Source organism: Rhodovulum iodosum (genome assembly GCF_041020385.1).
Classification (GTDB): Bacteria; Pseudomonadota; Alphaproteobacteria; order Rhodobacterales; family Rhodobacteraceae; genus Rhodovulum; species Rhodovulum iodosum.
The window spans coordinates 357590-379807 of record NZ_JBEHHI010000003.1 but is presented as its reverse complement, the minus strand read 5'-3'; the positions used below and the strand labels follow the sequence as shown (position 1 = coordinate 379807).

Genomic DNA, 22218 nt, shown 5'->3' with positions numbered 1-22218 from the left:
GACAATCCCAATGACTCGCGAACAGACGAAGATCGCCGACAAGATGACCTCCGTGAAGGCCGCGTGGGACAAGGCGCCCGCTGGTCCGAAGAAGGACGCGGCGCTGAAGCATTACCAGGCCGCCGAGAAGGCGAACACGGCGAAGAACGACGCCGAGACCAACAAGGAACTCGATGCGGCGACCCACGCCCTCGCGTGACGTGATGGCGCGACTGCCTGGAGCCACGACCCGGGCGGTCGCACGCGGGAATACGAGCTCGGCGTCATTGCCGCAGGATATTTTTGGCCACCAAACGTTTTGGCGGCCGCAACCCTTGGAAAGGGATAGACAATGGACAAGGATCGGGTGATCGGCTCGGCAAAGGTCGTCAAAGGCAAGGCCAAGGTTGCACTTGGCAGGGCGATCGGCGACGCGAAGCTCGAAGCGGAGGGTGAGGCCGAAAAGATCGAGGGCAAGAGCCAGAACGCGGTCGGCAGCATCAAGGATACGATCCGTGACGCTTGAAGAACCGCAACCCATGCGCGTGTCTTGCCTTTGTGGCAACGGGCCAGACAGCAAGGCCATGGACCGGCGCGTGTCCGCCCGGGCCGCAGTCCCCGAAAACTGTCAGGAATGATGTCAATGAGCCGAAACTTGCTTCTTATCCTGACAGGAGTGCTCGCCGTCTGTCTGATCGGGGCAGGCTATCTCTACTATCAGGAACGCCAAAGCGGCATCGATATCGAAATCAACGAGGACGGTGTCACAGTCGAGGGCAACTGAAACGCCCCGTAAAGACAAAGTCACCACCCGAGCGCAATCCCCTATTGGGCGCGCGCCAACAAAGGAGAATGCGCCATGTCACTCGGCACGATTCTGATCATCATTCTTGTCATCTTTCTGCTCGGCGGGTTCAGCGGGCGCTTCGGGGGCTACGGATATGGCTTCGGTCATGCCGGGACAGGTGTCGTCGGCACGATCCTGATCATCGTGGTCATCCTGATGCTGCTTGGCCGCATCTGACCTCCTAGCCGCGTCTCCTGCGGTTTCAGGCGAGCAGCGGCCCCGTCTGATCCAGGTATTCCGGATCGAAGTCGGCGAAATCCGTCAACCTGCCATAATCATGAAATGCCACGTGGCCGTCTCGAAAGGTCACCAGCCCACTCTCACGAAGCTGGCGCAGGACGCGGTTCACGTGGACGGCACTTAGCCCGAGAGCATCCGCCAAGTGATACTGCGTCAGCGGGCAGTCATACCCTTCCTTGCTGCCCATGCCGACCAGCGCAAGCCTCGATCCCAGTTCCAGCAGGAAATGCGCCATTCGGGCGTCGGCATCACGCCGACCGATGCCGACGAGATGCTCGACGACCATCGCCTCGTCCCTTGATGCCGCCCAGAGTATGGCTGTCGCCAAGCGAGGGGTCTGCGCGAACGCTTCCAGCAGGTCGCTCGTCAGCACTTCGGCAGCCTCGATGTCCACGATAGGCTCGAAGCTGTGGTCCGAGGTGCGTAATAGAACACTCCGCAACCCCAGAAAATCCCCGGGTACCTGGAAATCCACGATCTGCCGCGTCCCGTCGGCCTGTAGCTTGTAAGAACATACCCAACCCGCGGACAGAATATAGGCTGCCCGAGCCGTCTGGCCTTGATGCACCATGTCGCGCCCCGCGACGAAGGATCGACGACGCTGGTGCAGTCGTTCAAGGACGGCCAGCTCGACCTCCGACAGAGCGACGAAGGCCGAGAGCTTGCGCGTCAGAGGGCTGTGTTCAACTGATGTCATGGGGCCTCCCGGCGTGTCGTGACCCAAGAGCGGAAATCGGCCCGGACACTGCTCTGGATCAGTCCAGCATAAGGCACTTCCTGCAAGAAGTACGGATGCATTTGAACCTCACCTTTTCCCGGGTTCACGATGCCAGGGAAGGAAATCCGTATGACAACGGCGAGTAAACACGCGGGCCAGGCCGCCCTATCAATCTGCGAGGCGCTCCTGCTTGCCATGAACGATCGCGGGTTGCTTCCGGAGCACGAGATCGTGGGGGTTCTTCGCGACGCCGCAGCTACGCATGAGAACGCCGTAGGCACCGAATTCGAAACGGAAAATCACCGCGCCGTGGCAGATTTGATCAACGCGATCATCGCCGGCGGAAACTCGGTTCGTCGCTTGTGAAGTCGAGCTTCGACGATGTGTCGGAGCATCTACAGCTTCAAATTGATAGGAAGCAGATAGATATTCTTGAGACGCTATTGTGGAACCCCTGCTGAGCCATCATTTCAATACAATTGGCACTCCGGCATGGCGAGTGTCAAAGCGCTTCCGAACATCGCCATGCTCCCTTGGAAATCCGACGAAGGAGCACCTAAGTGCCGTTCACTCCACTCCACGACCGAGTTCTCGTCCGCCGCATTGAAGGCGAAGCGAAGACCTCAGGCGGGCTTATCATCCCCGACACCGCAAAAGAGAAGCCGCAGGAGGGTGAGATCGTCTCGGTCGGCGCCGGCGCCAAGGACGAGGACGGCGACCGCATCGCCATGGATGTCAAGGCCGGCGACCGGATCCTGTTCGGAAAATGGTCAGGGACCGAAATCAAACTCGATGGCGAAGATCTCGTGATCATGAAGGAGAGCGATATTCTCGGCGTCATGGCCTGACCCCGACCGCGACGCCGAAATTTCATTCTCAGGAGCACCCGACCATGTCCGCCAAAGAAGTCAGATTCAGTACCGACGCCCGCGACCGCATGCTGAAAGGCATCAACATGCTGGCCAACGCCGTGAAGATCACCCTTGGACCCAAGGGCCGGAACGTCATCCTGGACAAATCCTGGGGTGCGCCGCGCATCACCAAGGACGGTGTGACCGTCGCCAAGGAAATCGAGCTGTCGGACCATTTCGAGAATATGGGCGCGCAGATGGTCAGGGAGGTCGCGCAGCGTACCAATGACGAGGCGGGCGATGGCACGACGACCGCAACCGTGCTCGCCCATGCGATTGTCCGGGAGGGCATGAAATCGGTCGCGGCCGGCATGAATCCGATGGATCTCAAGCGCGGGATCGACAAGGCCGTCGCCGCGGTTGTGGCCGAGATCAAGACCATGTCCCGACCCGTCGGCGACAGCGACGAGATCGCGAAGGTCGGCGCCATTTCAGCCAACGGAGAGGTCGCGATCGGCCGTCAGATCGCAGATGCGATGGCCAAGGTCGGCAATGAAGGCGTGATTACCGTCGAGGAAAACAAGGGACTGGAGACAGAAACCGAAGTGGTCGAGGGCATGCAGTTCGACCGCGGATACCTCAGCCCCTATTTCATCACGAACTCTCAAAAGATGGTCGTCGAGCTGGATGACTGCGTGATCCTGCTTCACGAGAAGAAACTGACCTCTCTCGCATCCATGGTGCCGCTGCTGGAGGCCGTGATCCAGGCCGACAAGCAACTGCTGATCGTGGCCGAGGACATCGAGGGCGAGGCGCTGGCGACGCTGGTCGTCAACAAGCTGCGCGGCGGGCTGAGGGTCGCGGCCGTCAAGGCGCCCGGCTTCGGCGACCGCCGCAAGGCGGTGATGGAAGACCTGGCCGTGCTGACGGGCGGTCAGGTGATTTCCGCGGAGTTGGGCACCAAGCTGGAGAATGTCACCATGGACATGCTCGGCACGGCGAAGAAGGTCGCGATCACCAAGGATGACACGACGATCATCGACGGTGCCGGCGACAAGAACGCGATCGCGGCGCGCGTCACGCAGATCCGGGCGCAGATCGAGGAGACTACTTCGGACTACGACAAGGAGAAGCTGCAGGAACGGCTGGCCAAGCTTGCCGGCGGCATTGCCGTGATCCGGGTCGGCGGAGCGACCGAGATCGAGGTGAAGGAGCGCAAGGACCGCGTGGACGATGCGCTGAATGCTACCCGCGCTGCGGTTCAGGAAGGTGTCGTGCCCGGTGGCGGCGTGGCACTGGTTCACGCTGGCAAGGTGCTGGCGACGCTGAAGGGTGAGAACAATGATCAGGATGCCGGCATCAAGATCGTCCGCCGCGCGATCCAGGCACCGCTGCGCCAGATTGCCGAAAATGCCGGGGTGGACGGATCGGTTGTCGTCGGAAAGGTGATCGAGAACGACAGCCCGAGCTTCGGTTTCGACGCACAGGCCGAAGAATACGGCGACATGCTGAAGGCCGGTGTCATCGATCCGACGAAAGTCGTCCGGATCGCACTCGAAAACGCCGCGTCCATTGCCGGGCTATTGATCACGACCGAAGCGATGATCGCGCAAAAGCCGGAAAAGGCCGGCGCCGGCAGCGAAATGTCCGACATGGGTGGAATGGGCGGAATGATGTGAACGGCTGCGTCCTGTGGGCAGGAGCCTCGGGGCGCGAAATCACATAGTTGATGGAATAGGCTCCGGTTAATTCGCCATGAAAAACCGGAATCAGGAGAAACTGAAATGTCCAAAGGTGACAAGCAACGCGGCAACCGTGAAGCGAAGAAGCCCAAGAAGGTGAAGGAAAAGGTCGTTGCGACAGCCGACTTCACGAAGGGCAAGGCATTAACCAATCTTGGCGAGCACAAGAAGAAATAGGTAGCGGTCCGAGAGATTACCTATCACTAAGGACGGAGCCAGATGGCAGAGGGAGACGCGGCGACTTGCCCGATCGGAAAGCCTCTGGCTCGCCAAAAAGAACGATGATGAAGAGTTGCCGGAGAGAATGCGCGACATGCGTATTTTATCGAGAAGCCGCGAGGTAGCGAATGCAACCCCGCGCCTGGTCTCGCATCACTGCGTAGTCGCTCAACATCTCCGCGATCGCAGAGCCCTCTGGCAGCAAGGCCAGCTCTTCTGCCGCCCGTGCCTGGAACTCCCGGCTGTACTCGACGACCGGCGGACAGGCACCGAGCCCGCCCCCGTCAGAACTGACCGTCGCGCAGCCGCTCAGCCAGATCGTCGCGAGACCGAGGGCGACGCGCCGCAGCCTCGAGCATCCGTCGTTGTGCATCATGGGTCTTCTCCATGGCTTCGAGCCGTTCGGCCAGACGCCCGGCGTGCTCACCGGATCGGCGCAGGGCCAGCAGGAACAGAAGGAGCGCAAGTGCGGTGACGCCGTAGCGGAGCGCCGTGCGCGCCCATGCTGATCGGGCGAGCGCGGCGATCACCGCCGCCCCCGGCGCCAGTCATCGAGGCGCGCGTAGATCGTGACTGCGATGCCCCCGAGCGCGACGGCGATGAACACCCAGCGAAGCGTGTCGAGATACGGAATTAGCGGTAGGATCGCGGTCTGGGTCTCCGCCAGGACGCTCTGCGCGACCTCGACCCCGGCTGCACCCAAGGTCGCGACACCGGCCGCTCCACCGCCCTTCATGGTGCGGCTCTCCGCGAGAACCTCACGCGCCGGCGGGGTCTCGGCGGCGAAGGACACCGGCCGCGCCGGAAAGTGTTCCCCCCACTGGCGTGCCGGGCCGAGGTCGACATGCATGAACCTCGATCGGGGATAGAAGCCGAAGCCGAGGAACCCGACTTCGCGCGCCGCTGCCTCGAACGCCACCGGGTCGTGGTTCGCCATGGCAATGTCGAAGGCGGCGCCGTCGAGGTGCTTGGAGCGGGTTGCGCCGCCCACCGCCCGGTTGTGCTCTGGGCTGCGATAGGCCGAGCGGACGATCAACGGCTTGCCCCGCCGGTCCCGCAGCGCCTGCAGCTTGTTGAGGGCGGGTAACCGAAGCCGACCTGCGCGACGTTTCGGACGCAAAGGAAGAGGTGCTGCGCCAGTGGGACGCGCGCCTGACGGCCATCTTCGAGGAATATGAGACCCACCCGCAACGCTTGCGTCCGTTGCGGACAGCGATGGAAGAACGCCTGCTTCGGGCCTTCGCGGGCTTGATCAACCAGCTTCGGCAGCAGGACCTTGGCATCGAACGTTACATCTGGCGCTCCCAAGACGACGCCAAGGTTCGCGAAAGCCATACCGAGTACGACGATCAGGTGTTCCGCTGGGACGAGCCGCCCGCAGGCGGACATCCGGGTCAGGCGCACAACTGTAGGTGCTATGCGGAGCCGGTCAGCCCCGATGTACCGAATGACGTCACACTTGTTGATTATGTCCCCACTGACGGGGGCTATCCTCTCCAAGACCTCGCCGAGCACGAGGCCTCGGGCGGGTACACCATCGCATTGCATGTCGGGAAGAGCGAAGAATTCCTGCTGAGAGCCGTTAGAACCGATCAGGTTCGAGGTCCATTCGTCAGTCAGTTCCGCCGACGCCACGGATCTTTTCCATCCTTTCAAGCCGCGCAGAGGCTTACCAACTCCAACCTTTCGCAGAATGCACTTGTTGTAAACGCAGTGGCTACGGGTCAGAGACGACGGGCCTTCATAACCCGCATATTCCCGACAGAAACGGGCGTCGAAGCCTATCGCATTGGACCCAGAGCGTCGGCACCCGTGATTGTAAGGCCTACATTCGGCATAGGTACAGTTATCGAACACGCACCCGACATGCCGAACGGCTTCATCATCATCACCTCTTATCCAAGGAACGACTGACGTGAAACCTCCTCAGGCCTTTTACGATTTCACGTTGCAGCTGCATCAGGATTTGGATCTTGTGTATCCCGGCTGGTCGTCAGAAGCATCAGACGCTCGTCGAGAGCTCTACGAGGACTTTCGGCAAGGATTTGGGGATCGATCTGTGGCAAAACTCTCCGCTTATTTTGGACTTCTGCTCAATGACGAATATGCCGACCTCGAAGCCATTTGGACAAAAGAGTCGAGAGCAGACTGGTTGTTCGAAAGACAGGGGATTCGTCGGCTACTTGAGGACTTCAGGGCTTGGGCCTCTGCCTCCTGACATTAAATCCTCGCCTCCACCCAATTCGCGACGATCAACTCCGGCAAGCTGTCATGCGCCCGGTCTGCGTGCCTCGCCAGATCCAGCCGCTTCGGCAGCTTGACCTGCGGCACCAGCAGGAAGATCGGCGCGGTGACCTTGCTGCGCCCGGTCTTGGAGCGCGACACCACCGCCTGACCCTTCGTGTTCAGCCGGCTCTCCGCCACCAGCAGGCTGGGGCCTGTGCGACGGTAGACGAAGCGCAGGCGAAGACCGCGTCGCCGCACCCATTCGACTGGAGTGATCCGGCGACCGCGCAGGCCTCGACCCGCTGCTTCCGTCGGGATCGCCAGCCAGAACCCATCTTTCGAGCGGATCAGAGGGCCTGCATCGTGTGCACCGACGATGGCCGGTGCTTTCGACCAGACCAGCGCCGCCGCGTCGAGGCTTTCGCCAGCGCGTGGGAAGGTCTGATTGCGGATCGAGTTGGCGAGCCGTCGCCCGAGCCCCGCACCGGTGATCTGAGCGCGCCAAGCAGATCTCAGCCCGGTCCCGGCCTCGCGCATGGCGGCGGTGACAGCCTTCTCGTCCGCCTTTACCTCCGCGGCCATGGCGGCGACGAGATCGGGCGTGATGTCGAGCTTCAGTTTCACGCGGGCCTCAGATCGACGGTCCAGACCAGCCGCTCGCGGTCGCTGACGGGCTCGCCCTGTATGAGGAAGGCGTCCCCGTCGATTTCCAAGCGGTCGCCGGGGCGCGGGTTCGCCACCTCGGCTGAGCGCAAGTCGATCCGAGTGGTCTCGGACCAGAGCCGCGCGTCGCCAAAGTCGGTGACCGCATCAGCCTGCCGAGACGCGACGCGTACCAGGACAGGCGCGCCGCCATCGGAGGTGTAGACCGCTTCCCGAACGATATTCGGATCGGCAAAAGCGCGTCAATCACGGCGGCAAACGCCGTCATCAGAACGAGGCGTTCAGGCGCACCCGGCCGATGGTGTCACCGGCTCCGCCCGCGACGGCTTCGGTTGCGACGCCAATCAACGTGTTCGATATGGCCACGCTCGTGGTGCGCTTATTGGTGTCGTTCCAATAGACCTTGGCGCCCACGGTCCAGGCCTGGGAGCCGACCTTGGTTATGTCGAACACGCCGGTCAGGGCGGCTTCGACAGGTTCGTTTAGAGCAGCGTCCCCGGCCGCCACGCCGACGATGGCACCGACGAGCAGACCGTCGCCAGAGGCACGGCGTAGGGCGCGGTCAGGGTGAGGGTGTTGCCGGTCTTGTCCGAATGCGCCTCCGGCTGGCCCTTGCACCACTGGAAGCAGAGCCGCCCACTACGGTGATCGCGTCGGGCCAGGCCGCGTATTTGCGCTCGGGCAACTTGAAGGCGATGTCGACATACTCGGCCGGGTCGTCCCCGGCGGCGCGGATCCGCTCGACCATGGCGGCCAGCCGGGACTGGTCCCATTCGACCCGTTTCGGCAGGTCGGCGACCACGGTGAAATCGCCGTCGTCGAAGCGGACCGTGCCGGTGTCCTTGGCCTGCGCCTGCCGCTCTTCGGCAGCGCGCGTGGCGTAGCGGACGGTCAGAGCGGCATCGAGCCGGGCCTTCGCGGCCTTGTCGTGCTTCAGGCGTTCGTCGATCTCGCGCTGGAGGATGGCCAGCAGTTCGACGGGCAGCCCGGCAATCTCCTGCGGGCTGAGGCCCGGCAGGTCATCGGGCGTGGGTGTGTTCTCGGGATAGGGCATTGGGGTCTCCGGAATGGGGGATGGGGATCAGGCGGCCTCGAGCAGGCGCATCGAGAGCGCCGCGCCGGACGGGCCGGGCTTCGGGCGGGCGACGGCGATGTAGGCAAAGGCGTCGGGGCCGAGCCGGGACTGTACGAGGTGGACGAGGTTCTGCTCGGCCGCGCGCCTTGCGGCGGCCGCCACCAGCTGCAGCGTGCGTTGGCGATCCGCCGGCAGCTTCGAGATGACCGACGTGGCATCGACGGCGAGGAAGCCGCGGTGATAGACCAGCGCCTCGCCGGGCTCGGCCTGCGCGATCCAGGCGGCGAGCCCGACCTCGTCGAGCCCCGGCCCGTTCGCGCCGTGCAGCGGCACGACCTCGGCCTCGGTGATGGGCGACAGGCGTCCCATCAGGCCGCTCCCGCGCGCGGCTGGGTGTCCATGGTATGCTGGAGCTGATCGCGCTCGAAAGCGACGATGTCCTCGAGCCGGTAGACGACCCGTCCACCGATCTTCATGTAGGCCGGGCCTTCACCCGCCCACCGCCAGCGCTCCAGCGTGCGATGCGAGATCGTCCAGCGCCGGGCGAGTTCCTTCTGGTTCAGGCAATGCTTCTGCTGCATCGGCTCTCTCCGTTTGCGTGTGCTTCGGAGAGAGATTGCGAAATCCCGCTATGGGATGTCGTCAGGATCGCAGGGGGATGTGGTGGGGGATGGATATGGCCTTGCAGGACAGGCTTGGACGGCGCGCTGGGGGATGGTCATCCCCTTCCATCCCCCAGCCGATCCCACACCAGTCGGGCCGGAGGCCACGCTCGTGGGATCGCAGGCGGTTCAGTCGATGTTCAGGCGGTAACCGCCGCGGCGGTCGGAGCGGATCAGCTGCCGCCAGTCCTTCTGCGACTTGAAGACGTCGGCCATGCGCAGGCTCTTCGAGCCCGCCGAGGACAGGATGGCCTTGCCGCTCTGCCAGGGCTCGCCCCGCTGCGCGGCCTCGTGCAAGGCACGGACAACCTGCGCCTGGATCGGGCCGAGTCGGAAGCGGTAGCCGTTGCAGCGCACCTCCTGGTAGTCGGCCGACGCGATGAAGGTGCTCTCTTCCATGGCCGAGCCGCCGGAGGAGAACCCGGACTGTAGCTCGAAACGGTCGCGTTCCTCGCGCCTTAGCAGCAGATCGCCGATCATCACGAAGACCGGCTGGGCCTCGCCGTAGAGCGACGCATAGTCCGCGCGCGGCGTGCGAAACTCGCTGACATGGAGCTCGCCGCAGCGGAACAGCTGGAAGACGTCACAGGCGTACAGGTCGAGCAGCCCGCTGAAGGGCTTCTGCTCCCACGGCACGCGGAACCGCTCGCCGTCCTGGCCCTCCTCGTAGTCACCGAACTCGACCGGCTCGCCGAAGACGCGCACCGACAGCCGGAGTTTGTCGTTCTCGGCCAGGTAAACGAGGTCCGTCTCGGAGATCCGCCAGCGCTCGAGCACCTCGGGGAGCGTGAAATACAGCTTGTCGATGTGCACGCGCCCCTCCGATTCCCCTGCCTGATGTTTACGTTATGTTCTTATTCGCTTGACGGGCGTCGATCAATCCGATTTTATCCTATTTCATCCACAGATGGGTGGGGAAACATGAACGAGCATCACACGCTTGCCGACCGTCTCAGGGCCCGGGCCAACCAGCTCGGCCTCAGCCCCGCCCATGTCGCCGAGATGGCCGGCGTGAACCGGTCCTTCGTCTACGACATCCTGCGCGGACGATCATCCCGCCCCGGCATCGACCGGCTGGCCGAGGTCGCCCGCGTCCTGAAGGTCGACCGCGACTGGCTGATCCATGGGATCGGCGATGTCGAGGGCACGCCCCCCTTCATAGAGAACCCGGACGAGGCCTTCGTCTCGATCGCGCATGCGAGCCCGCGCCCGTCGATGGGCGGCGGCGCCGTGGTCCTGGAACAGGACGACCCCGCCGGCCGCGCCTACCACTTCCGCCGATCCTGGATCCGGCACAGCCTGAAGGCCAGCCCCTCCCAGCTGCGGATCATGCATGTCGAGGGCGACAGCATGGCGCCTACGCTGCTCGACGGCGACACGGTGCTCGTCGACATGGCGCGCCGCGCGCCGAACCCGCCCGGCATCTTCGTGCTGGACGACGGCATGGGGCTGGTGGCCAAGCGGCTCGAGCACATCCCGAACAGTGACCCACCCGCGGTCCGCGTCATCTCGGATAACGGGTTCTACAGTCCCTACGAGCGAACGGCCGACGAGATCCACATCGTCGGCCGCATCCGTTGGTTCGCGCGAGAGATCTGAGATGGACTTAATTCGGAAGGCACAGAATGACTGATCAAGGAAACTTTGAGATCAAGGGCGACCGCGCTCTTTCCTCTGGGGACACCGATAAGCTCGGTTTCCGTCAGGTTTCCAGGAGGATAGCCGCATCACTGGTCGATCGCGCATCTCAAGATGGATTTGTGGTTGGCATCGAGGGTGCGTGGGGATCCGGTAAGTCAAGTCTTCTATTTCTCATTGGCGATGAGCTTCAAAAGCTGCCCTCCACTCAACGCCCATCAATAATAAATTTCCGCCCCTGGTTAATCGGTAGCAGGGACGCCCTTATTACTGGCCTATTTAGTGATCTTTCAAGTGAACTTGAAAAGTTTGCGTTGGAGGCTGGGGATGCGACACCACTTTACAAGTCGAAGGCACAGGAGGCCAGCAAGGCGCTTCGAAGCTTCATGAATGGCTTGAGCAGAACTGGCGCTGCAATTGAAGTCGTGGGCGAAGCTTCTGGATGGGCTCCAGCTAAATTGATTGGGAAGAGCGTCAGAGCCATTGGTGACATCACACGCGGGGAATCAGCATGCCCTCAACTCTCTGAACTCAAAGACAAGCTTGTAAAGTCACTCCGAGAACTGGACCACAGATTCATTATCACTATTGATGATGTTGATCGCCTTGAACCTGCTGAGGTAATTGAGATTTTGCGGCTTGTCAGATCGGTCGTCGACTTGCCGAACGTGATCTATATCTTATGTTACGATTCTGAAATCCTGGCGCAGAGCATCGAGCGAGCCGCAGGCGTAAAGAGCGGTAAAGCATATCTAGAAAAAATCGTACAGTTAACTGCTATGGTGCCACAGCCAGAGCCATTTCAGCTACGGCAATGGTTTACTGATGAACTCCATCTGATCGCTTCCGTCAAAGACGACGATGAACTTTCGAGATTGCATGCAGTAATAGATCATGAAGGTGGTAGGCAGCTTCTAACACCTCGGTCCGTGATACGCGCGCTTGATGCGGTTCGTTTCTTCTGGCCAGCGCTACGTGAGATTCGGGCAGACCTAGCTGATCTTGTGTGGCTCCAAATAATCAAAGATGGAAATCCAGCATTGTACCGTTGGATTGAAGCGTATTGCGCGACTTTTTCTGCAGTTTCAGTCGGAGCTGCACGCATCGAAGAAGCAGAGAAATCCAAAGAGCTTTCAGCATTGTTCGAGGCCGTGCCAGAAGGCCATTTTGACGACATGATGTATCGGTATTATTTTGCCGAGCAACTTCCCGGTGTTGAAGTAGACTATGCCGAAGAAGGACGCGGATTCAGTATATTTCAACGCATGTCTGAGCACGAACGTGACCTAGCCGTCAGGGCCGGAAGGCTTAGTAGCCCAGATCATTATCGGCTTTATTTTGCCTTAGCAGCTCCTTCTCATGCACTCACGAATGATGAGTTTGCGACTATATGGGAGGCATCCAATTCCGGGCCGCGGCAAACCAGTGATTCCTTACTGGACTTGCACAGCGCCGCCCAATCAGGATCGCTCACGAAGGCGGATGTTCTGCTTGAGAGACTGAAAGGTCAAGTTTATGAAGATCTTTCCGCAAAGCAATGCGAGAACTTTCTGACTGCGTTTTCTTATATGATGGATGAAGCATATCGCATGCACCCATTTGATCACTTTTGGATAAATTCATTTTGGGACAGAGCGGAACGCCTTGTGCCATTCTTTGTTTCAAACCTTGAAGATGACGATCGCAAGCGCGTTCTAAGATTGATGTTTGCACATGGCGATGCGATCGGCTGGCTAACATCGATGTTTCGGCGCGAGACGTTTGCGCACGGTCGGTATGGGGAACGACCCCGGCCGGAGGAGGAGTGGTTATTCCGGGAGGATGAGCTCGATGATATTAATGCGATCCTCTTGGAACGCTACCGCTCAATGAGTTTTCAGGACGTCATTTCTAGTCCAAATCCAGTTAGCCTTCTCTTTGCTTGGATGCAGGGAGGAGATAAGGAGGGGCCGTGTAATCTAATTGCACGTCATGCAGAGTCCGATGCAGGCTTCTTGGATGCGCTAGAAGGCCTCACCAGTTGGATCAACAGCAGCGACAGAGGCCGCTTTAAAGTCCTAAAAAGGGAAAACCTTGAGATTTTCATGGACCTGGAAAGTACGACGGCCAGGCTGCAGGGCTTAGTTGAAGATCCACAACTGGGCGAACGTGCTAGACGCATCGTGGAGGTGCTGAAGTTGGGAAACGAGTACTGATTTTTGAACCGCCAAGAGCCCCGAGCTTTTTGCGTTGTAAATCTCTTTGGGGACGCCCAATGCAGAGCGGTTGAAACATCCGCGTCCGCTCCGCTGCCTTAGTCTTCGCGCAACTACGACAACTCTCTGTTTTCACTTGAATTCCTTTGGCGCTCGCGGTGAACACGGAGCAAACCGCCTCAGGAGGTTCGCTCCCCATGCAAGACGACATCGCCTTCGCGCAGCCTGCCAAGACGCTCACCACCGATGAGCGGCTGGCGGAACTGGCCGCCATCCTCGCCGGCGCCATCGCTCGCACCAACCCACCGGAAATGAACGGGAATACTCCGCTCGGCGGAGACAGTTCGCTGGACATCCTCGCCCTGAGACGCCGTCGTCGGAGACAGGTTCGCAACCGAGATGGAGATGACTCATGAGGAAAAACACAAGAAAATCAGGCGTGGAGGCCGCGCGCACACGCCAGGTGGAGGGGATCGACGTCCTGGCCGAACTGGCGGGGCTGAAGGCGATGACGGTGCCCGAGCTGCAGGAGAAGTGGCAGGCCATCTTCGGGGAGCGCGCGCCGAACGCCAGCCGCGGCAATCTCGAGCTTCGGCTCGGCTACCGCATTCAGGAACTGGCCCATGGCGGGCTGCGCCGGGAGACGCGTCGCACGCTCGATGCGCTGGCCGACGAGGTCATGAGTGGCAAGCTGGGTGGCATGGTTGCGGACCCGCGGAAACCGGCGCCCGGCACGAAGCTGGTCCGAGAATGGGGTGGCGAGGAGCACATGGTCACCGTTCTGACGGATGGCTTCGAATGGCAGGGCCGGCGCTTCAAGTCGCTCTCGGCCGCCGTCCGCGCGATCACCGGCGCGCACTGGAACGGCTGGCGCTTTTTCGGACTCGACCGGACTCGAGGCGCGCGATGACCAGAAGGACCCAGACCGAACCGGCGCGCCGCCTGCGCTGTGCCGTCTACACCCGCAAGTCGAGCGAGGAAGGGCTCGACATGGAATTCAACAGCCTCGACGCGCAGCGGGAGGCCTGCGAAGCCTACATCGCCAGCCAGCGCGCCGAGGGCTGGGCCTGCCTGCGCGAGCGCTACGACGACGGCGGTGTCTCGGGCGGCACGCTGGACCGTCCCGCGCTGACGCAGCTGATCGCCGACATCGAGGCCGGGCTGATCGACGTGGTCGTGGTTTACAAGATCGACCGCCTCAGCCGCGCGCTGATGGATTTCTCGAAGCTGGTCGAGATCTTCGATCGCCATGGCGTGACCTTCGTGTCCGTCACGCAGTCCTTCAACACCACCACGTCGATGGGCCGGCTGACGCTGAACATCCTGCTCAGTTTCGCCCAGTTCGAGCGCGAGGTGATCGGAGAGCGGATTCGCGACAAGGTCGCCGCCTCGAAGAAGAAGGGCATGTGGATGGGCGGCTACGTGCCGCTCGGCTACGACGTGGTCGACCGCAAGCTGATCGTGAACGATACCGAAGCCACGCAGGTCCGGACCATGTTCGAGCTCTTCGCGCGCTCCGATTCCACCGCCGCCGTAATCCGGGAGCTGAACGCCCGCGGCATCCGGTCCAAGCGCGGCCGGCCCATTGACCGTGGGGCGCTCTAAAAGCTGCTGCACAACCGCATCTACCGCGGCGAGATCACCCACAAGGACGAGACCTATCCCGGCATGCACGAGCCCATCGTCGATGCGGACCTGTGGGATGCCGCCTATGCCGTGCTGGCCGGCAACCGGAACCAGCGCGCCGGGCGCACCCGGAGCACCGAGCCGGCGCTGCTGCGCGGGCTGATCTTCACCGAGACCGGCGCCGCGATGACCCCGCACCACACGAAGAAGGGCAACAGGCGCTACTGCTACTACGTCTCTATGGACGTGATCCAGAAACGGCCGACGGCCGAGTTGCGCGGGCCCCAGCGGCTGCCCGCCGCCATGGTCGAGGAGGCGGTCATCGGAGAAATCCGGCGGCTGCTGCGCACGCCGGAGATCATCGCGCGCACCGCGCGGGCCCTGAAGAAACAGCGGCCCGACCTCGACGAGGGCACTGTGACCGCGGCACTCACGCAGTTCGACGATCTCTGGAAGGCGCTGATCCCGGCCGAGCAGGCCCGTGTCGTCCAGCTGCTCGTTGCGCGCGTGACGGTGGGCGAGGACGGGCTCGACATCGATCTCCGCCATGACGGGCTCGGCGCGCTGGCAAGCCTGATGGCACCCGCGCGGGAGGACGCCGCCTGATGCCCGTGAACGAGACGATCCGCGTCCACATCCCGCTCACGATCCGCAAACGCGGTGGTCGGCCGCGCATCCTGCCGCCGAAGGATATCGAGACATCGGACCAGCCGCCGGGACAGGATCCCCGCGTGCTGCGCGCCATCGGCCGGGCATGGGCGTGGCAGCAACGGATGGAGCGCGGCGAGGTCACCACCATCGCCGATCTCGCCGCCGGGGAAGGCCTCTCCGACCGCTATGTTAGCCGCCTCTTGCGCCTCGCATGGCTGGCGCCTGATGTTCTCGAGCGGCTGGTCGTGCGCCGCGAACCCTGCGCGATCAGCCTCTACGACCTGTGCTTCGTCGCGTCCCTGCCGTGGGCCGAGCAGCCGTCGCGGGTGTTCGACTGACGGTCAGTGAAAGCTGGCCTGAAACGACGTCGGCGTCAGCGAGACATGCGCATCGAGCGGCGGGTACAACTCGAACGCCCGCGGCTCGCGCGAGAAATTCCACATCCGGAACAGGCACCACTCCGCGCGCCGTTCGTCGGCAACGGCCAGCTCGTTGCGCGTGGTGTGGAAGGGCGTGCGCTCCCAGCCGTTCTTCGTTTTCACCTCGATCAGCCGCTGGCGGCCATCGGGCGCGTAGCTGGCGATGTCGTAGCCCGCGCCGTCGCCGTCTTCTTCCGAGACCCAGCGGACCTTGCGCGCCAGGTCATCGCGCCCCGCGGCCTTCAGCGTGGCATGCTCGTGCGCCAGGACGCGCTCCTCACCCGCACGGCCGAGAGCGCGATTGCGCTCGTCCCGGCCCGCCACGTCGAACTTCCTGGCGATGTGCAACATCTGGTCCAGCTCCTGCGGCGGAGGCTGGTTGGAGAGCGTGGGCGGAGGACCGATCCAGATCTGCGCGGCCTCGCGCATGCCGGTCGCAGGGCGCGTTTCCGGCAACCGGCCCAGCCAGTCCGGGTTAAGCGCCAGCCACCGCGCTACCGCGTCGACCAGCGTCATCTGGAAATTGAAGGCGGGCTTGTACAAACCCGCGTTCAACTTCCAGGCCAGCTTGATCGACGCCGTCGCACGCTGGCTGGCGATGAACCCAGACTGGGCGCATCGTTCCCTTTCTTCCCGGCCGATGGAAGGCATGGCCGAGGCGGCGCAACTCTGGGTCGGGCCTGCACCGACTCTGACCAACCAGCCCCCGCCCGACGAGCTCGAGCAGATGCTCCACATCGCCAAGAAATTCGACGTGGCCGCGCGGGATGAACGCAACCGTGCCCTTGGCAAGGCAGGGGAGGAGCGCGTCTTGAAGCATGAGCGTGACACGCTGACTGCAGCGGGGCGGGAGGACTTGGCGCAGCAAATTCGCTGGGTGTCCGAAGAAGACGGCGATGGCGCGGGCTATGATATTGCCAGTTTCGATGCAGACGGACGGCAGCGTCTCATCGAGGTGAAGACCACAAACGGCTGGGAACGCACGCCGTTCCACGTCTCACGCAATGAACTTGCAGTGGCAGATGAACGGCGCGAGGAATGGTGCCTGTTTCGCCTCTGGAACTTCGCACGAACGCCCAAGGCTTTCGAGTTGCGCCCGCCGCTTGATGCGCATGTGTCGCTCACGGCGACCAGCTTTCAAGCAAGCTTTCATTGAATTGTGTTGACGAGACATGGCCTGAAAACGGCGCATCAATGGAGCGCGAGATAAAAGGGTTGCCGCATTCGGCACGCAACTGGTTGTGGTGACTGACTCTATTCAGCCGCACCCCTTTACGTGATGCGGCGACTATACGGTCAAGGCCCTGACTTCGCGGGAATAATTCAGCGGCACATTCCCCATGGGCGCTTTCTGCGGCGTCAAAATCAACGCAAAATCAGATATTTAGCTGCATTTAAACGGCAAGGATTGGAGGGTTGCCGTGCGATTTCTTCATCAACATCAGACACCTAGGCACGTGTTGCCGCACCTCTTTTATCTTGCGCTCCCATTGTTGGGCGCAAGATACCAACTCTTGATGCTCGGACTCTTCGCCTCGTCTACGGAGTAGCTGCCAAAAGCAGGTTTTCGCATTGTGCATACCAGTGGTCTGAAAACACTGCGAAATTGCAGGAAACCTGCACACGACCGATTTGCTTGCACGCGAAAACGCTAGTCACGTCAGTGACTTGCGGAATTCGTGGCAGGCGCTTTTATCTTGCCCTTCTTCCTGTTGTCTTCCGCAGCCCTCCTAAACCAGCTCTTGGCGCGCGTTCAAAGCCTCAAGATTGCAGGCTCGGGCGACGCTCCCAGACGCATGAGCCGGGCGCCACCGCCAAGATGCTCACTTCGGTGCTTCGATTTGAGCCGCGCGTTTGGAGGGCTCCCCATCCGATTTGCACGCTGTTACAGGCCGCTTTACGCGGCGCGTTCGCGCGCCCTGCACAAGCCAAATGCTTGGCCCCATGCTTGTCGGCATGACACCGTCTCGCCCATCCTCCCGATGTACGCGCTCGGCCCAACCGGTCGATGCCACGCGGCTCGAGGTGGCATTGATGAAGGTCGCGATGCTTGTTGCGGAGGACCCGGTCTTCGCGCCGATCTTCGAGCGGTTGGAGGCAGAACTGGCCGCGGCCGTGAAGAAAGAGAAGCGGCTTTCGGAGGCGCAGCGTCAGGCGCGGACGCTGTTGGCTCAGAAGGCGATGCGGGCGACGAGTTCGGCCACGTGTTCAAGCGATGCGCCCTTGCCGTACCGCTCCCGGTCGAGCCGGTGACCGAAGAGGTCGCGGCGGATAAGGTCGTCGATCCCGGCGGCGAGCATCCGGTCCTCGAAGGCATGGCGCAGCGAATACATCGAGTGGTGCGGCGTCTCGAGCAGGCCATTCGCGCGGAGAAACTTGTTCACGACCGCGCTCAGGGTGGCGCGGTTGCGGTAGCGGGGAAAGCCCTCGGGGTACTGCTTGAATGCTTTCAACGAGACGCCCGTCAGCGGGATCACCCGGCGGGCGTAGTGGCTCTTCAGCTGCCGTCCCTCGGGTTCGATGGAGATATGCGGCACGTCGCAGTCCAATCGGATCGTCTCGGCCGTCAGCGCCGCTCCTTCGGACGGCCGATAGCCGGTGTTGATCATCCCGAGCAGCAGGGCACGGGCCTGGCCGTTCAACCCGTCCAGCGCGCCGGGGGCGAGCAGACGCTTCCTGATCCAGTCCTCGCTGAACGGCGGGCGCGTCTGCTTCTCGCCTTCCTTGAAGGATAACTCGCCCAGCGGCAGGGACAGTCCCAGCCGCTTCATCGTGTTCACGGTCTTCAACACGTCGCCCAGGTGGATCAGGTCCTTGTTCGCAGAGTTTGCGGTCACTTCACCCGCCTCGATCCGGTCGAGCCAGTGCTGTCGAAAGTCCAGCATGTCGTCGCGGGTGATGTTGGCGATCTCCTTGTTGCCGACGACTGCGACAAAGTTCTTCACCGCCTTCTTGCGCGGCGCCTCCCAGCGGCGCAGCTGATCCTCGCTCTTGCCAAGCGTCTTCTCCTTGGCAAACGTCCAATAAAGCTCCAGTGCCTTGGTGACCGTGATACGGGGTTCCGGGACAGTTCCGAGTAGGGCGGCGGCTTCGACCGGGTCAGGCTGGTTCGCAGGCGCGGGGATCGCCTCGACGCGCTCGACGACATCCACGACAGGCAGCTTTGCCACCGCACCCGCGTCTAGATAGCGAAAGCCTCGCGCCTGGGCGAGGTCACGCGCGGCCTCGTAGCGCGCCTCGGCATCTTCACTGTTCCCGGCCAGCCGCGCCTCCCAGGCCTCGATCATCTGGCTCCACGCCCGATCCGCCTTGCTCCGAGCGATGGTCTCTGAGTCGGTGTGAAGGCTGATCCAGACGGTTTCGCGCGGCTCGATACCCCGATACCGGCGCGGCACGCGGCGGCGGAGGTGGAAAAGGCGGCCTCGTTTGGCAATGCTCATGGCGGAGAAATCCCCCGTTTGTGCAGCAAATTGTGTAGCAAATTGTGTAGCAAATTGTGCAGCAAATCAAGCGGACCAAACACCGCCGTCAGCGCGAAAACGCCGAATTTCGCCCTACTATCAGGCGATTATGAGATGGCGATATTGAGGAAAATGGCGGAGACGAAGGGATTCGAACCCTCGAGACGGTTTCCCGCCTACTCCCTTAGCAGGGGAGCGCCTTCGACCACTCGGCCACGTCTCCGCCGAGGGGTTTACCAGCATAAGCGTACGGAAAACAAGCCATGATATGGGCTTTGAGAGACACAGGCCACCGCCCCAGTACCAGGCCTCCGGCGGAGGCGATCCGGAGTTGCTCCGGCCCTGCAATTCGCGGTTGCCTCAGTAGAGACCGGCTACCCGTGCCCGCAGCTTGACCAGGGCCAACACGGTGTCGATCGTGGGCGTCGGCGTGCCTGTGACCTGCCCGAGTTCCTGTACCGATCCGACCAGCGCGTCGATCTCCATCGGCCGGCCCTGGTCGAGATCCTGCAGCATCGAGGTGCGGTGCGCCCCCACCGCGGCGCCGCCGTCGATCCGCCGTTCCACATCGATGGGGAATTTCACGCCCAGCTTTTCGGCGATCTCCTGCGCCTCCAGCATCATGTCTCGCGCCACCGCCCGCGTGCCGTCGTCGGTGCAAAGCACGTCGAGCGTCGCGTGGGTCAGCGCCGAGATCGGGTTGAACGACAGGTTGCCCCAAAGCTTCACCCAGATCTCATCACGGAGTTTCGGCCGCACCGGGGCCTTCAGCCCCGCCGCCGACAGCGCCTTCGACAGCACCGCCGCGCGCTCCGACTTCGACCCGTCGGGCTCGCCCAGGGAAAACCGGTTGCCCTCGATATGCTTGACCACACCGGGTTCGATCACCTCTGCGGCGGGATAGACGACACAGCCCAGCACCCGGTCGGGGCCAAAGCCGTTCCACTGGGCGTCGCCCGGGTCCACGCTTGCCAGCCGCGTGCCTTCGTAGTCCCCGCCGATCTTGTGGAAATACCACCAGGGCACCCCGTTCACACCGCTCACGATGGTGGTGTCGGGCCCGATCAGCGGCTGCATCTTGTCCACCACCGGCGGCACCGAATGCGCCTTGAGCGTGACGATCACGTAGTCCTGCGGGCCCAGGTCGGCGGCATTGTCCGAGGCATTGACCGGCACGGTCGCGTCCGTCCCGCTCTCCTCCTCGATCAGCCGCAGGCCGTTGGCCTTCATCGCCGCCAGATGGGGCCCGCGCGCCACGAGGCTGACCTCGGCCCCGGCCTGAGCCAGCTTGGCGCCCATATACCCGCCGATCGCGCCGGCCCCGAACACACAAATCTTCATCGTTCCGTCCCCGATTGCAGCGGCCGGGCCGATCGCCCGCCGCCCTGTCTTCTTCTTGGCTCAAATACCCCCGCCGGAGGCACCGGCCCGCGCAGGCGGGCCGGCCTCTTTACGCCGCGCTCTCGGCCAGGCCCAGCTTCTCGGCCAGGCCGATCCGCTGCAGCTTGCCGGTCGCGCCCTTCGGGATCTCGTCGAGGATCACGACCTTGCGCGGCACCTTGAAATCGGCCACCCGCTCGGCGGCGAAGGCGCGGATCTCTTTCTCGGTGGCCTCGGCGCCCTCTTTCAGCACCACCGCCGCGGCGACCTCTTCGCCGAGCTTGGGGTGGGGCAGGGCGAAGGTCACGCATTGGGCGATGGCAGGGTGGTCCATGAGCACGCCGTCCACCTCAAGCGGGCTAACCTTTTCGCCGCCGCGATTGATGATCTCCTTCAGCCGCCCGGTCAGGTGCAGGTAGCCGTCCTCGTCGAAGGCGCCCTGGTCGCCGGTGCGGAACCAGCGCCGGCCGTCGGCCTCGAAAAAGCTCTTGGCGTTGGCGTCGGGATTGCCCTCGTAGCCCGGAGTCACGTTCGGCCCCGAGATCACCACCTCGCCGGTGCCCTCGACCAGCCGGTCTTCGGTCTCGTGGGCGGTGCGCACCACCGGGCCCGCCTCGACCCCGACCGAGCCCGGCTTTTGCCCGCGCGGCGGCAGCGGGTTGCAGCACATCTGGTGCGCCGCCTCGGTCATGCCGTAGGCCTCGACCAGCGGCGCGCCGAAGGTCTCGACAAGCTTGGTCATCACCTGGGCCGGCAGCGAGGCCGAGGACGAGCGCAGGAAGCGCAGGTCGGCCGCCTCGATGATCTCGGCGTTGCGCGGAGCGCGCGACAGGATCGCCTGGTGCATGGTCGGCACGGCGGTGTACCAGGTGGGTTTGGCATCGGCGAGCCAGCCAAAGAACCTCAGCGCATCGAAGCCCGGGGCGCACCAGATCGAGGCGCCGGCCGAGAGCGATGCGGTAACCGCCGCCACCAGCCCGTGGATGTGGAACAGGGGCATCACGTTCAGGCAGCGGTCCTGGGGCGTCAGTGCCAGCGACTCGGCGATGTTGCGCGCCGACGCGGCAACGTTCGATTGCAGCAGCGGCACGATCTTGGGCCGCGAGGTGGTGCCCGAGGTGTGCAGGATCAGCGCCACGTCATCGGCTTCTGGCGCGGCGGTGTCGCAGGCGCCCCCGCTGCCCTCGGCGGTCAACTCGAACGTGCCGGCCGGCGCGGCCTCGTCGGCGCCGAGCCACAGAATGGTCAGCCCGGAGCGTTTGGCCGCGGCCAGCGCAGGCCCGTCATAGCCCGTGGCCAGGACGATCGCCTTGGCCTTCAGATCCTCCAGGTAAAAGGCGTATTCGTCCTCCCGGTAGGCGGGGTTCAGCGGCGCCGTGACGGCGGCCTGGGCGATGGTGACGAACGCGGTGGCCATCTCCGGGCCGTTCGGCAGCACGATCGCCACCCGGTCGCCCCGGCCAATGCCGGCGGCGTGCAGGTCCGCGGCCACCTTGTCGGCCTGCGCCTTCAGCCCGCCATAGCTCAGCCAGTCGCGTCCGGGTGCGCCAATGGCCGGAAGGGCGTCGTCATGTCCCGCGATCAAGTCCGTGATGGTCTGCACCTGGATTTCCTCTCTTCTCGTTT

At 62.9% G+C, this 22218-nt stretch carries 28 protein-coding genes, 1 tRNA gene and 3 pseudogenes; 17 read left to right on the top strand and 15 right to left on the bottom strand.

Going from position 1 to position 22218, the window contains the following annotated elements:
- The first annotated feature begins 10 nt into the window (after positions 1–10).
- The 3 genes from Ga0609869_RS15850 (at position 11) to Ga0609869_RS15840 (ending at position 1003) form a co-directional block, all read left to right on the top strand.
- Positions 11–199, top strand: a complete 189-nt coding sequence (locus Ga0609869_RS15850; RefSeq protein WP_125404690.1) for a hypothetical protein — start codon at positions 11–13, stop codon at positions 197–199.
- 132 nt (positions 200–331) lie between these two features.
- Entirely contained in the window at positions 332–505 is a 174-nt protein-coding gene (locus tag Ga0609869_RS15845) for a CsbD family protein (protein ID WP_125404691.1), read from the top strand.
- Between the two features lie 333 nt (positions 506–838).
- Positions 839–1003, top strand: coding sequence for a DUF3309 family protein (locus Ga0609869_RS15840; RefSeq protein WP_125404693.1), 165 nt, complete (start codon positions 839–841; stop codon positions 1001–1003).
- A 25-nt stretch (positions 1004–1028) separates the two neighbouring features.
- Here the strand turns inward: Ga0609869_RS15840 and Ga0609869_RS15835 are convergent, their stop codons facing one another.
- Complete coding sequence (locus Ga0609869_RS15835) at positions 1029–1763, bottom strand: Crp/Fnr family transcriptional regulator (protein WP_125404695.1); 735 nt, start codon at positions 1761–1763, stop codon at positions 1029–1031.
- Positions 1764–1913: 150 nt separating this feature from the next.
- Between Ga0609869_RS15835 and Ga0609869_RS15830 the strand changes: the two genes are divergently transcribed.
- The 4 genes from Ga0609869_RS15830 (at position 1914) to Ga0609869_RS15815 (ending at position 4554) form a co-directional block, all read left to right on the top strand.
- Complete coding sequence (locus Ga0609869_RS15830; RefSeq protein ID WP_125404697.1) at positions 1914–2150, top strand: hypothetical protein; 237 nt, start codon at positions 1914–1916, stop codon at positions 2148–2150.
- A 194-nt stretch (positions 2151–2344) separates the two neighbouring features.
- Positions 2345–2632 carry a co-chaperone GroES gene (locus Ga0609869_RS15825; RefSeq protein WP_125404699.1) on the top strand — a complete coding sequence of 96 codons (288 nt, stop codon included), beginning with the start codon at positions 2345–2347 and terminating at the stop codon, positions 2630–2632.
- A 44-nt stretch (positions 2633–2676) separates the two neighbouring features.
- Positions 2677–4314 (top strand): chaperonin GroEL, encoded by a 1638-nt coding sequence (gene groL / locus Ga0609869_RS15820; RefSeq protein WP_125404701.1) that lies wholly within the window; start codon positions 2677–2679, stop codon positions 4312–4314.
- Positions 4315–4419: 105 nt separating this feature from the next.
- Positions 4420–4554, top strand: a complete 135-nt coding sequence (locus Ga0609869_RS15815) for a hypothetical protein (RefSeq protein WP_093164402.1) — start codon at positions 4420–4422, stop codon at positions 4552–4554.
- Positions 4555–4880: 326 nt separating this feature from the next.
- Here the strand turns inward: Ga0609869_RS15815 and Ga0609869_RS15810 are convergent, their stop codons facing one another.
- Complete coding sequence (locus Ga0609869_RS15810) at positions 4881–5126, bottom strand: hypothetical protein (protein WP_438826886.1); 246 nt, start codon at positions 5124–5126, stop codon at positions 4881–4883.
- On the bottom strand, positions 5123–5809 hold the full coding sequence (locus tag Ga0609869_RS15805) for a YcbK family protein (protein WP_438826893.1): 687 nt from the start codon (positions 5807–5809) through the stop codon (positions 5123–5125). The genes Ga0609869_RS15810 and Ga0609869_RS15805 overlap by 4 nt, the downstream gene beginning before the upstream one ends.
- Between Ga0609869_RS15805 and Ga0609869_RS15800 the strand changes: the two genes are divergently transcribed.
- Positions 5725–6510, top strand: a complete 786-nt coding sequence (locus tag Ga0609869_RS15800) for a phage minor head protein (protein WP_125404707.1) — start codon at positions 5725–5727, stop codon at positions 6508–6510. The genes Ga0609869_RS15805 and Ga0609869_RS15800 overlap by 85 nt on opposite strands.
- Position 6511: 1 nt before the next feature.
- Positions 6512–6814 carry a hypothetical protein gene (locus Ga0609869_RS15795; RefSeq protein WP_125404708.1) on the top strand — a complete coding sequence of 101 codons (303 nt, stop codon included), beginning with the start codon at positions 6512–6514 and terminating at the stop codon, positions 6812–6814.
- Positions 6815–6816: 2 nt separating this feature from the next.
- Here the strand turns inward: Ga0609869_RS15795 and Ga0609869_RS15790 are convergent, their stop codons facing one another.
- The 7 genes and pseudogenes from Ga0609869_RS15790 to Ga0609869_RS15760 form a co-directional block, all read right to left on the bottom strand.
- A complete protein-coding gene (locus tag Ga0609869_RS15790) occupies positions 6817–7446 on the bottom strand; it encodes a DUF6441 family protein (protein WP_125404710.1) in 630 nt (209 codons plus the stop codon).
- A pseudogene (locus Ga0609869_RS15785) lies at positions 7443–7753 on the bottom strand (head-tail joining protein). The gene Ga0609869_RS15790 and the pseudogene Ga0609869_RS15785 overlap by 4 nt, the downstream one beginning before the upstream one ends.
- Positions 7753–7992, bottom strand: coding sequence for a DUF2190 family protein (locus Ga0609869_RS15780; protein WP_369022874.1), 240 nt, complete (start codon positions 7990–7992; stop codon positions 7753–7755). Before Ga0609869_RS15780 ends, Ga0609869_RS15785 begins: the two are co-directional and overlap by 1 nt.
- 55 nt (positions 7993–8047) lie before the next feature.
- Positions 8048–8539, bottom strand: coding sequence for a hypothetical protein (locus Ga0609869_RS15775; RefSeq protein WP_245972223.1), 492 nt, complete (start codon positions 8537–8539; stop codon positions 8048–8050).
- Between the two features lie 27 nt (positions 8540–8566).
- Positions 8567–8929: a hypothetical protein gene (locus Ga0609869_RS15770; RefSeq protein WP_245972225.1), complete on the bottom strand. Its 363-nt coding sequence runs from the start codon at positions 8927–8929 to the stop codon at positions 8567–8569.
- Entirely contained in the window at positions 8929–9141 is a 213-nt protein-coding gene (locus tag Ga0609869_RS15765) for a helix-turn-helix transcriptional regulator (protein WP_074219579.1), read from the bottom strand. The genes Ga0609869_RS15770 and Ga0609869_RS15765 overlap by 1 nt, the downstream gene beginning before the upstream one ends.
- A 210-nt stretch (positions 9142–9351) precedes the next feature.
- The gene (locus tag Ga0609869_RS15760; protein ID WP_125404712.1) at positions 9352–10035 is read right to left on the bottom strand and encodes a hypothetical protein; all 684 of its coding nucleotides are present in this window, start codon (positions 10033–10035) and stop codon (positions 9352–9354) included.
- A 108-nt stretch (positions 10036–10143) separates the two neighbouring features.
- On the opposite strand from Ga0609869_RS15760, the gene Ga0609869_RS15755 reads away from it, so the two are divergent.
- From Ga0609869_RS15755 to Ga0609869_RS15725, 7 genes are all read left to right on the top strand, one after another.
- A complete protein-coding gene (locus Ga0609869_RS15755; protein WP_115394950.1) occupies positions 10144–10821 on the top strand; it encodes an XRE family transcriptional regulator in 678 nt (225 codons plus the stop codon).
- A gap of 26 nt (positions 10822–10847) precedes the next feature.
- Positions 10848–13055, top strand: a complete 2208-nt coding sequence (locus tag Ga0609869_RS15750; RefSeq protein ID WP_125404714.1) for a KAP family P-loop NTPase fold protein — start codon at positions 10848–10850, stop codon at positions 13053–13055.
- A 197-nt stretch (positions 13056–13252) separates the two neighbouring features.
- Positions 13253–13471 carry a hypothetical protein gene (locus tag Ga0609869_RS15745; RefSeq protein ID WP_125404716.1) on the top strand — a complete coding sequence of 73 codons (219 nt, stop codon included), beginning with the start codon at positions 13253–13255 and terminating at the stop codon, positions 13469–13471.
- Positions 13468–13965: a DUF2924 domain-containing protein gene (locus Ga0609869_RS15740; protein WP_125404718.1), complete on the top strand. Its 498-nt coding sequence runs from the start codon at positions 13468–13470 to the stop codon at positions 13963–13965. The genes Ga0609869_RS15745 and Ga0609869_RS15740 overlap by 4 nt, the downstream gene beginning before the upstream one ends.
- Positions 13962–14660, top strand: a complete 699-nt coding sequence (locus tag Ga0609869_RS15735) for a recombinase family protein (protein WP_342772220.1) — start codon at positions 13962–13964, stop codon at positions 14658–14660. Before Ga0609869_RS15740 ends, Ga0609869_RS15735 begins: the two co-directional genes overlap by 4 nt.
- Before the next feature lie 3 nt (positions 14661–14663).
- Complete coding sequence (locus Ga0609869_RS15730) at positions 14664–15287, top strand: recombinase family protein (RefSeq protein ID WP_369022879.1); 624 nt, start codon at positions 14664–14666, stop codon at positions 15285–15287.
- Positions 15287–15670, top strand: a complete 384-nt coding sequence (locus Ga0609869_RS15725; protein WP_125404719.1) for a hypothetical protein — start codon at positions 15287–15289, stop codon at positions 15668–15670. Before Ga0609869_RS15730 ends, Ga0609869_RS15725 begins: the two co-directional genes overlap by 1 nt.
- Before the next feature lie 3 nt (positions 15671–15673).
- On the opposite strand, the pseudogene Ga0609869_RS15720 reads toward Ga0609869_RS15725, so the two are convergent.
- A pseudogene (locus tag Ga0609869_RS15720) lies at positions 15674–16291 on the bottom strand (protein NO VEIN domain-containing protein); the annotation flags it as partial.
- Between Ga0609869_RS15720 and Ga0609869_RS15715 the strand changes: the two are divergent.
- Positions 16290–16907, top strand: a pseudogene (locus Ga0609869_RS15715) (protein NO VEIN domain-containing protein); the annotation flags it as partial. The pseudogenes Ga0609869_RS15720 and Ga0609869_RS15715 overlap by 2 nt on opposite strands.
- 1015 nt (positions 16908–17922) lie before the next feature.
- Here the strand turns inward: Ga0609869_RS15715 and Ga0609869_RS15710 are convergent.
- The 4 genes from Ga0609869_RS15710 to Ga0609869_RS15695 form a co-directional block, all read right to left on the bottom strand.
- Positions 17923–19191 carry a DUF6538 domain-containing protein gene (locus Ga0609869_RS15710; RefSeq protein ID WP_125404723.1) on the bottom strand — a complete coding sequence of 423 codons (1269 nt, stop codon included), beginning with the start codon at positions 19189–19191 and terminating at the stop codon, positions 17923–17925.
- Between the two features lie 154 nt (positions 19192–19345).
- Positions 19346–19435, bottom strand: a tRNA-Ser gene (locus Ga0609869_RS15705).
- A 137-nt stretch (positions 19436–19572) separates the two neighbouring features.
- Positions 19573–20553, bottom strand: a complete 981-nt coding sequence (locus Ga0609869_RS15700) for a 2-dehydropantoate 2-reductase (RefSeq protein ID WP_125404725.1) — start codon at positions 20551–20553, stop codon at positions 19573–19575.
- A gap of 109 nt (positions 20554–20662) precedes the next feature.
- The gene (locus tag Ga0609869_RS15695) at positions 20663–22195 is read right to left on the bottom strand and encodes an acyl--CoA ligase (RefSeq protein WP_125404727.1); all 1533 of its coding nucleotides are present in this window, start codon (positions 22193–22195) and stop codon (positions 20663–20665) included.
- Positions 22196–22218 lie beyond the last annotated feature (23 nt).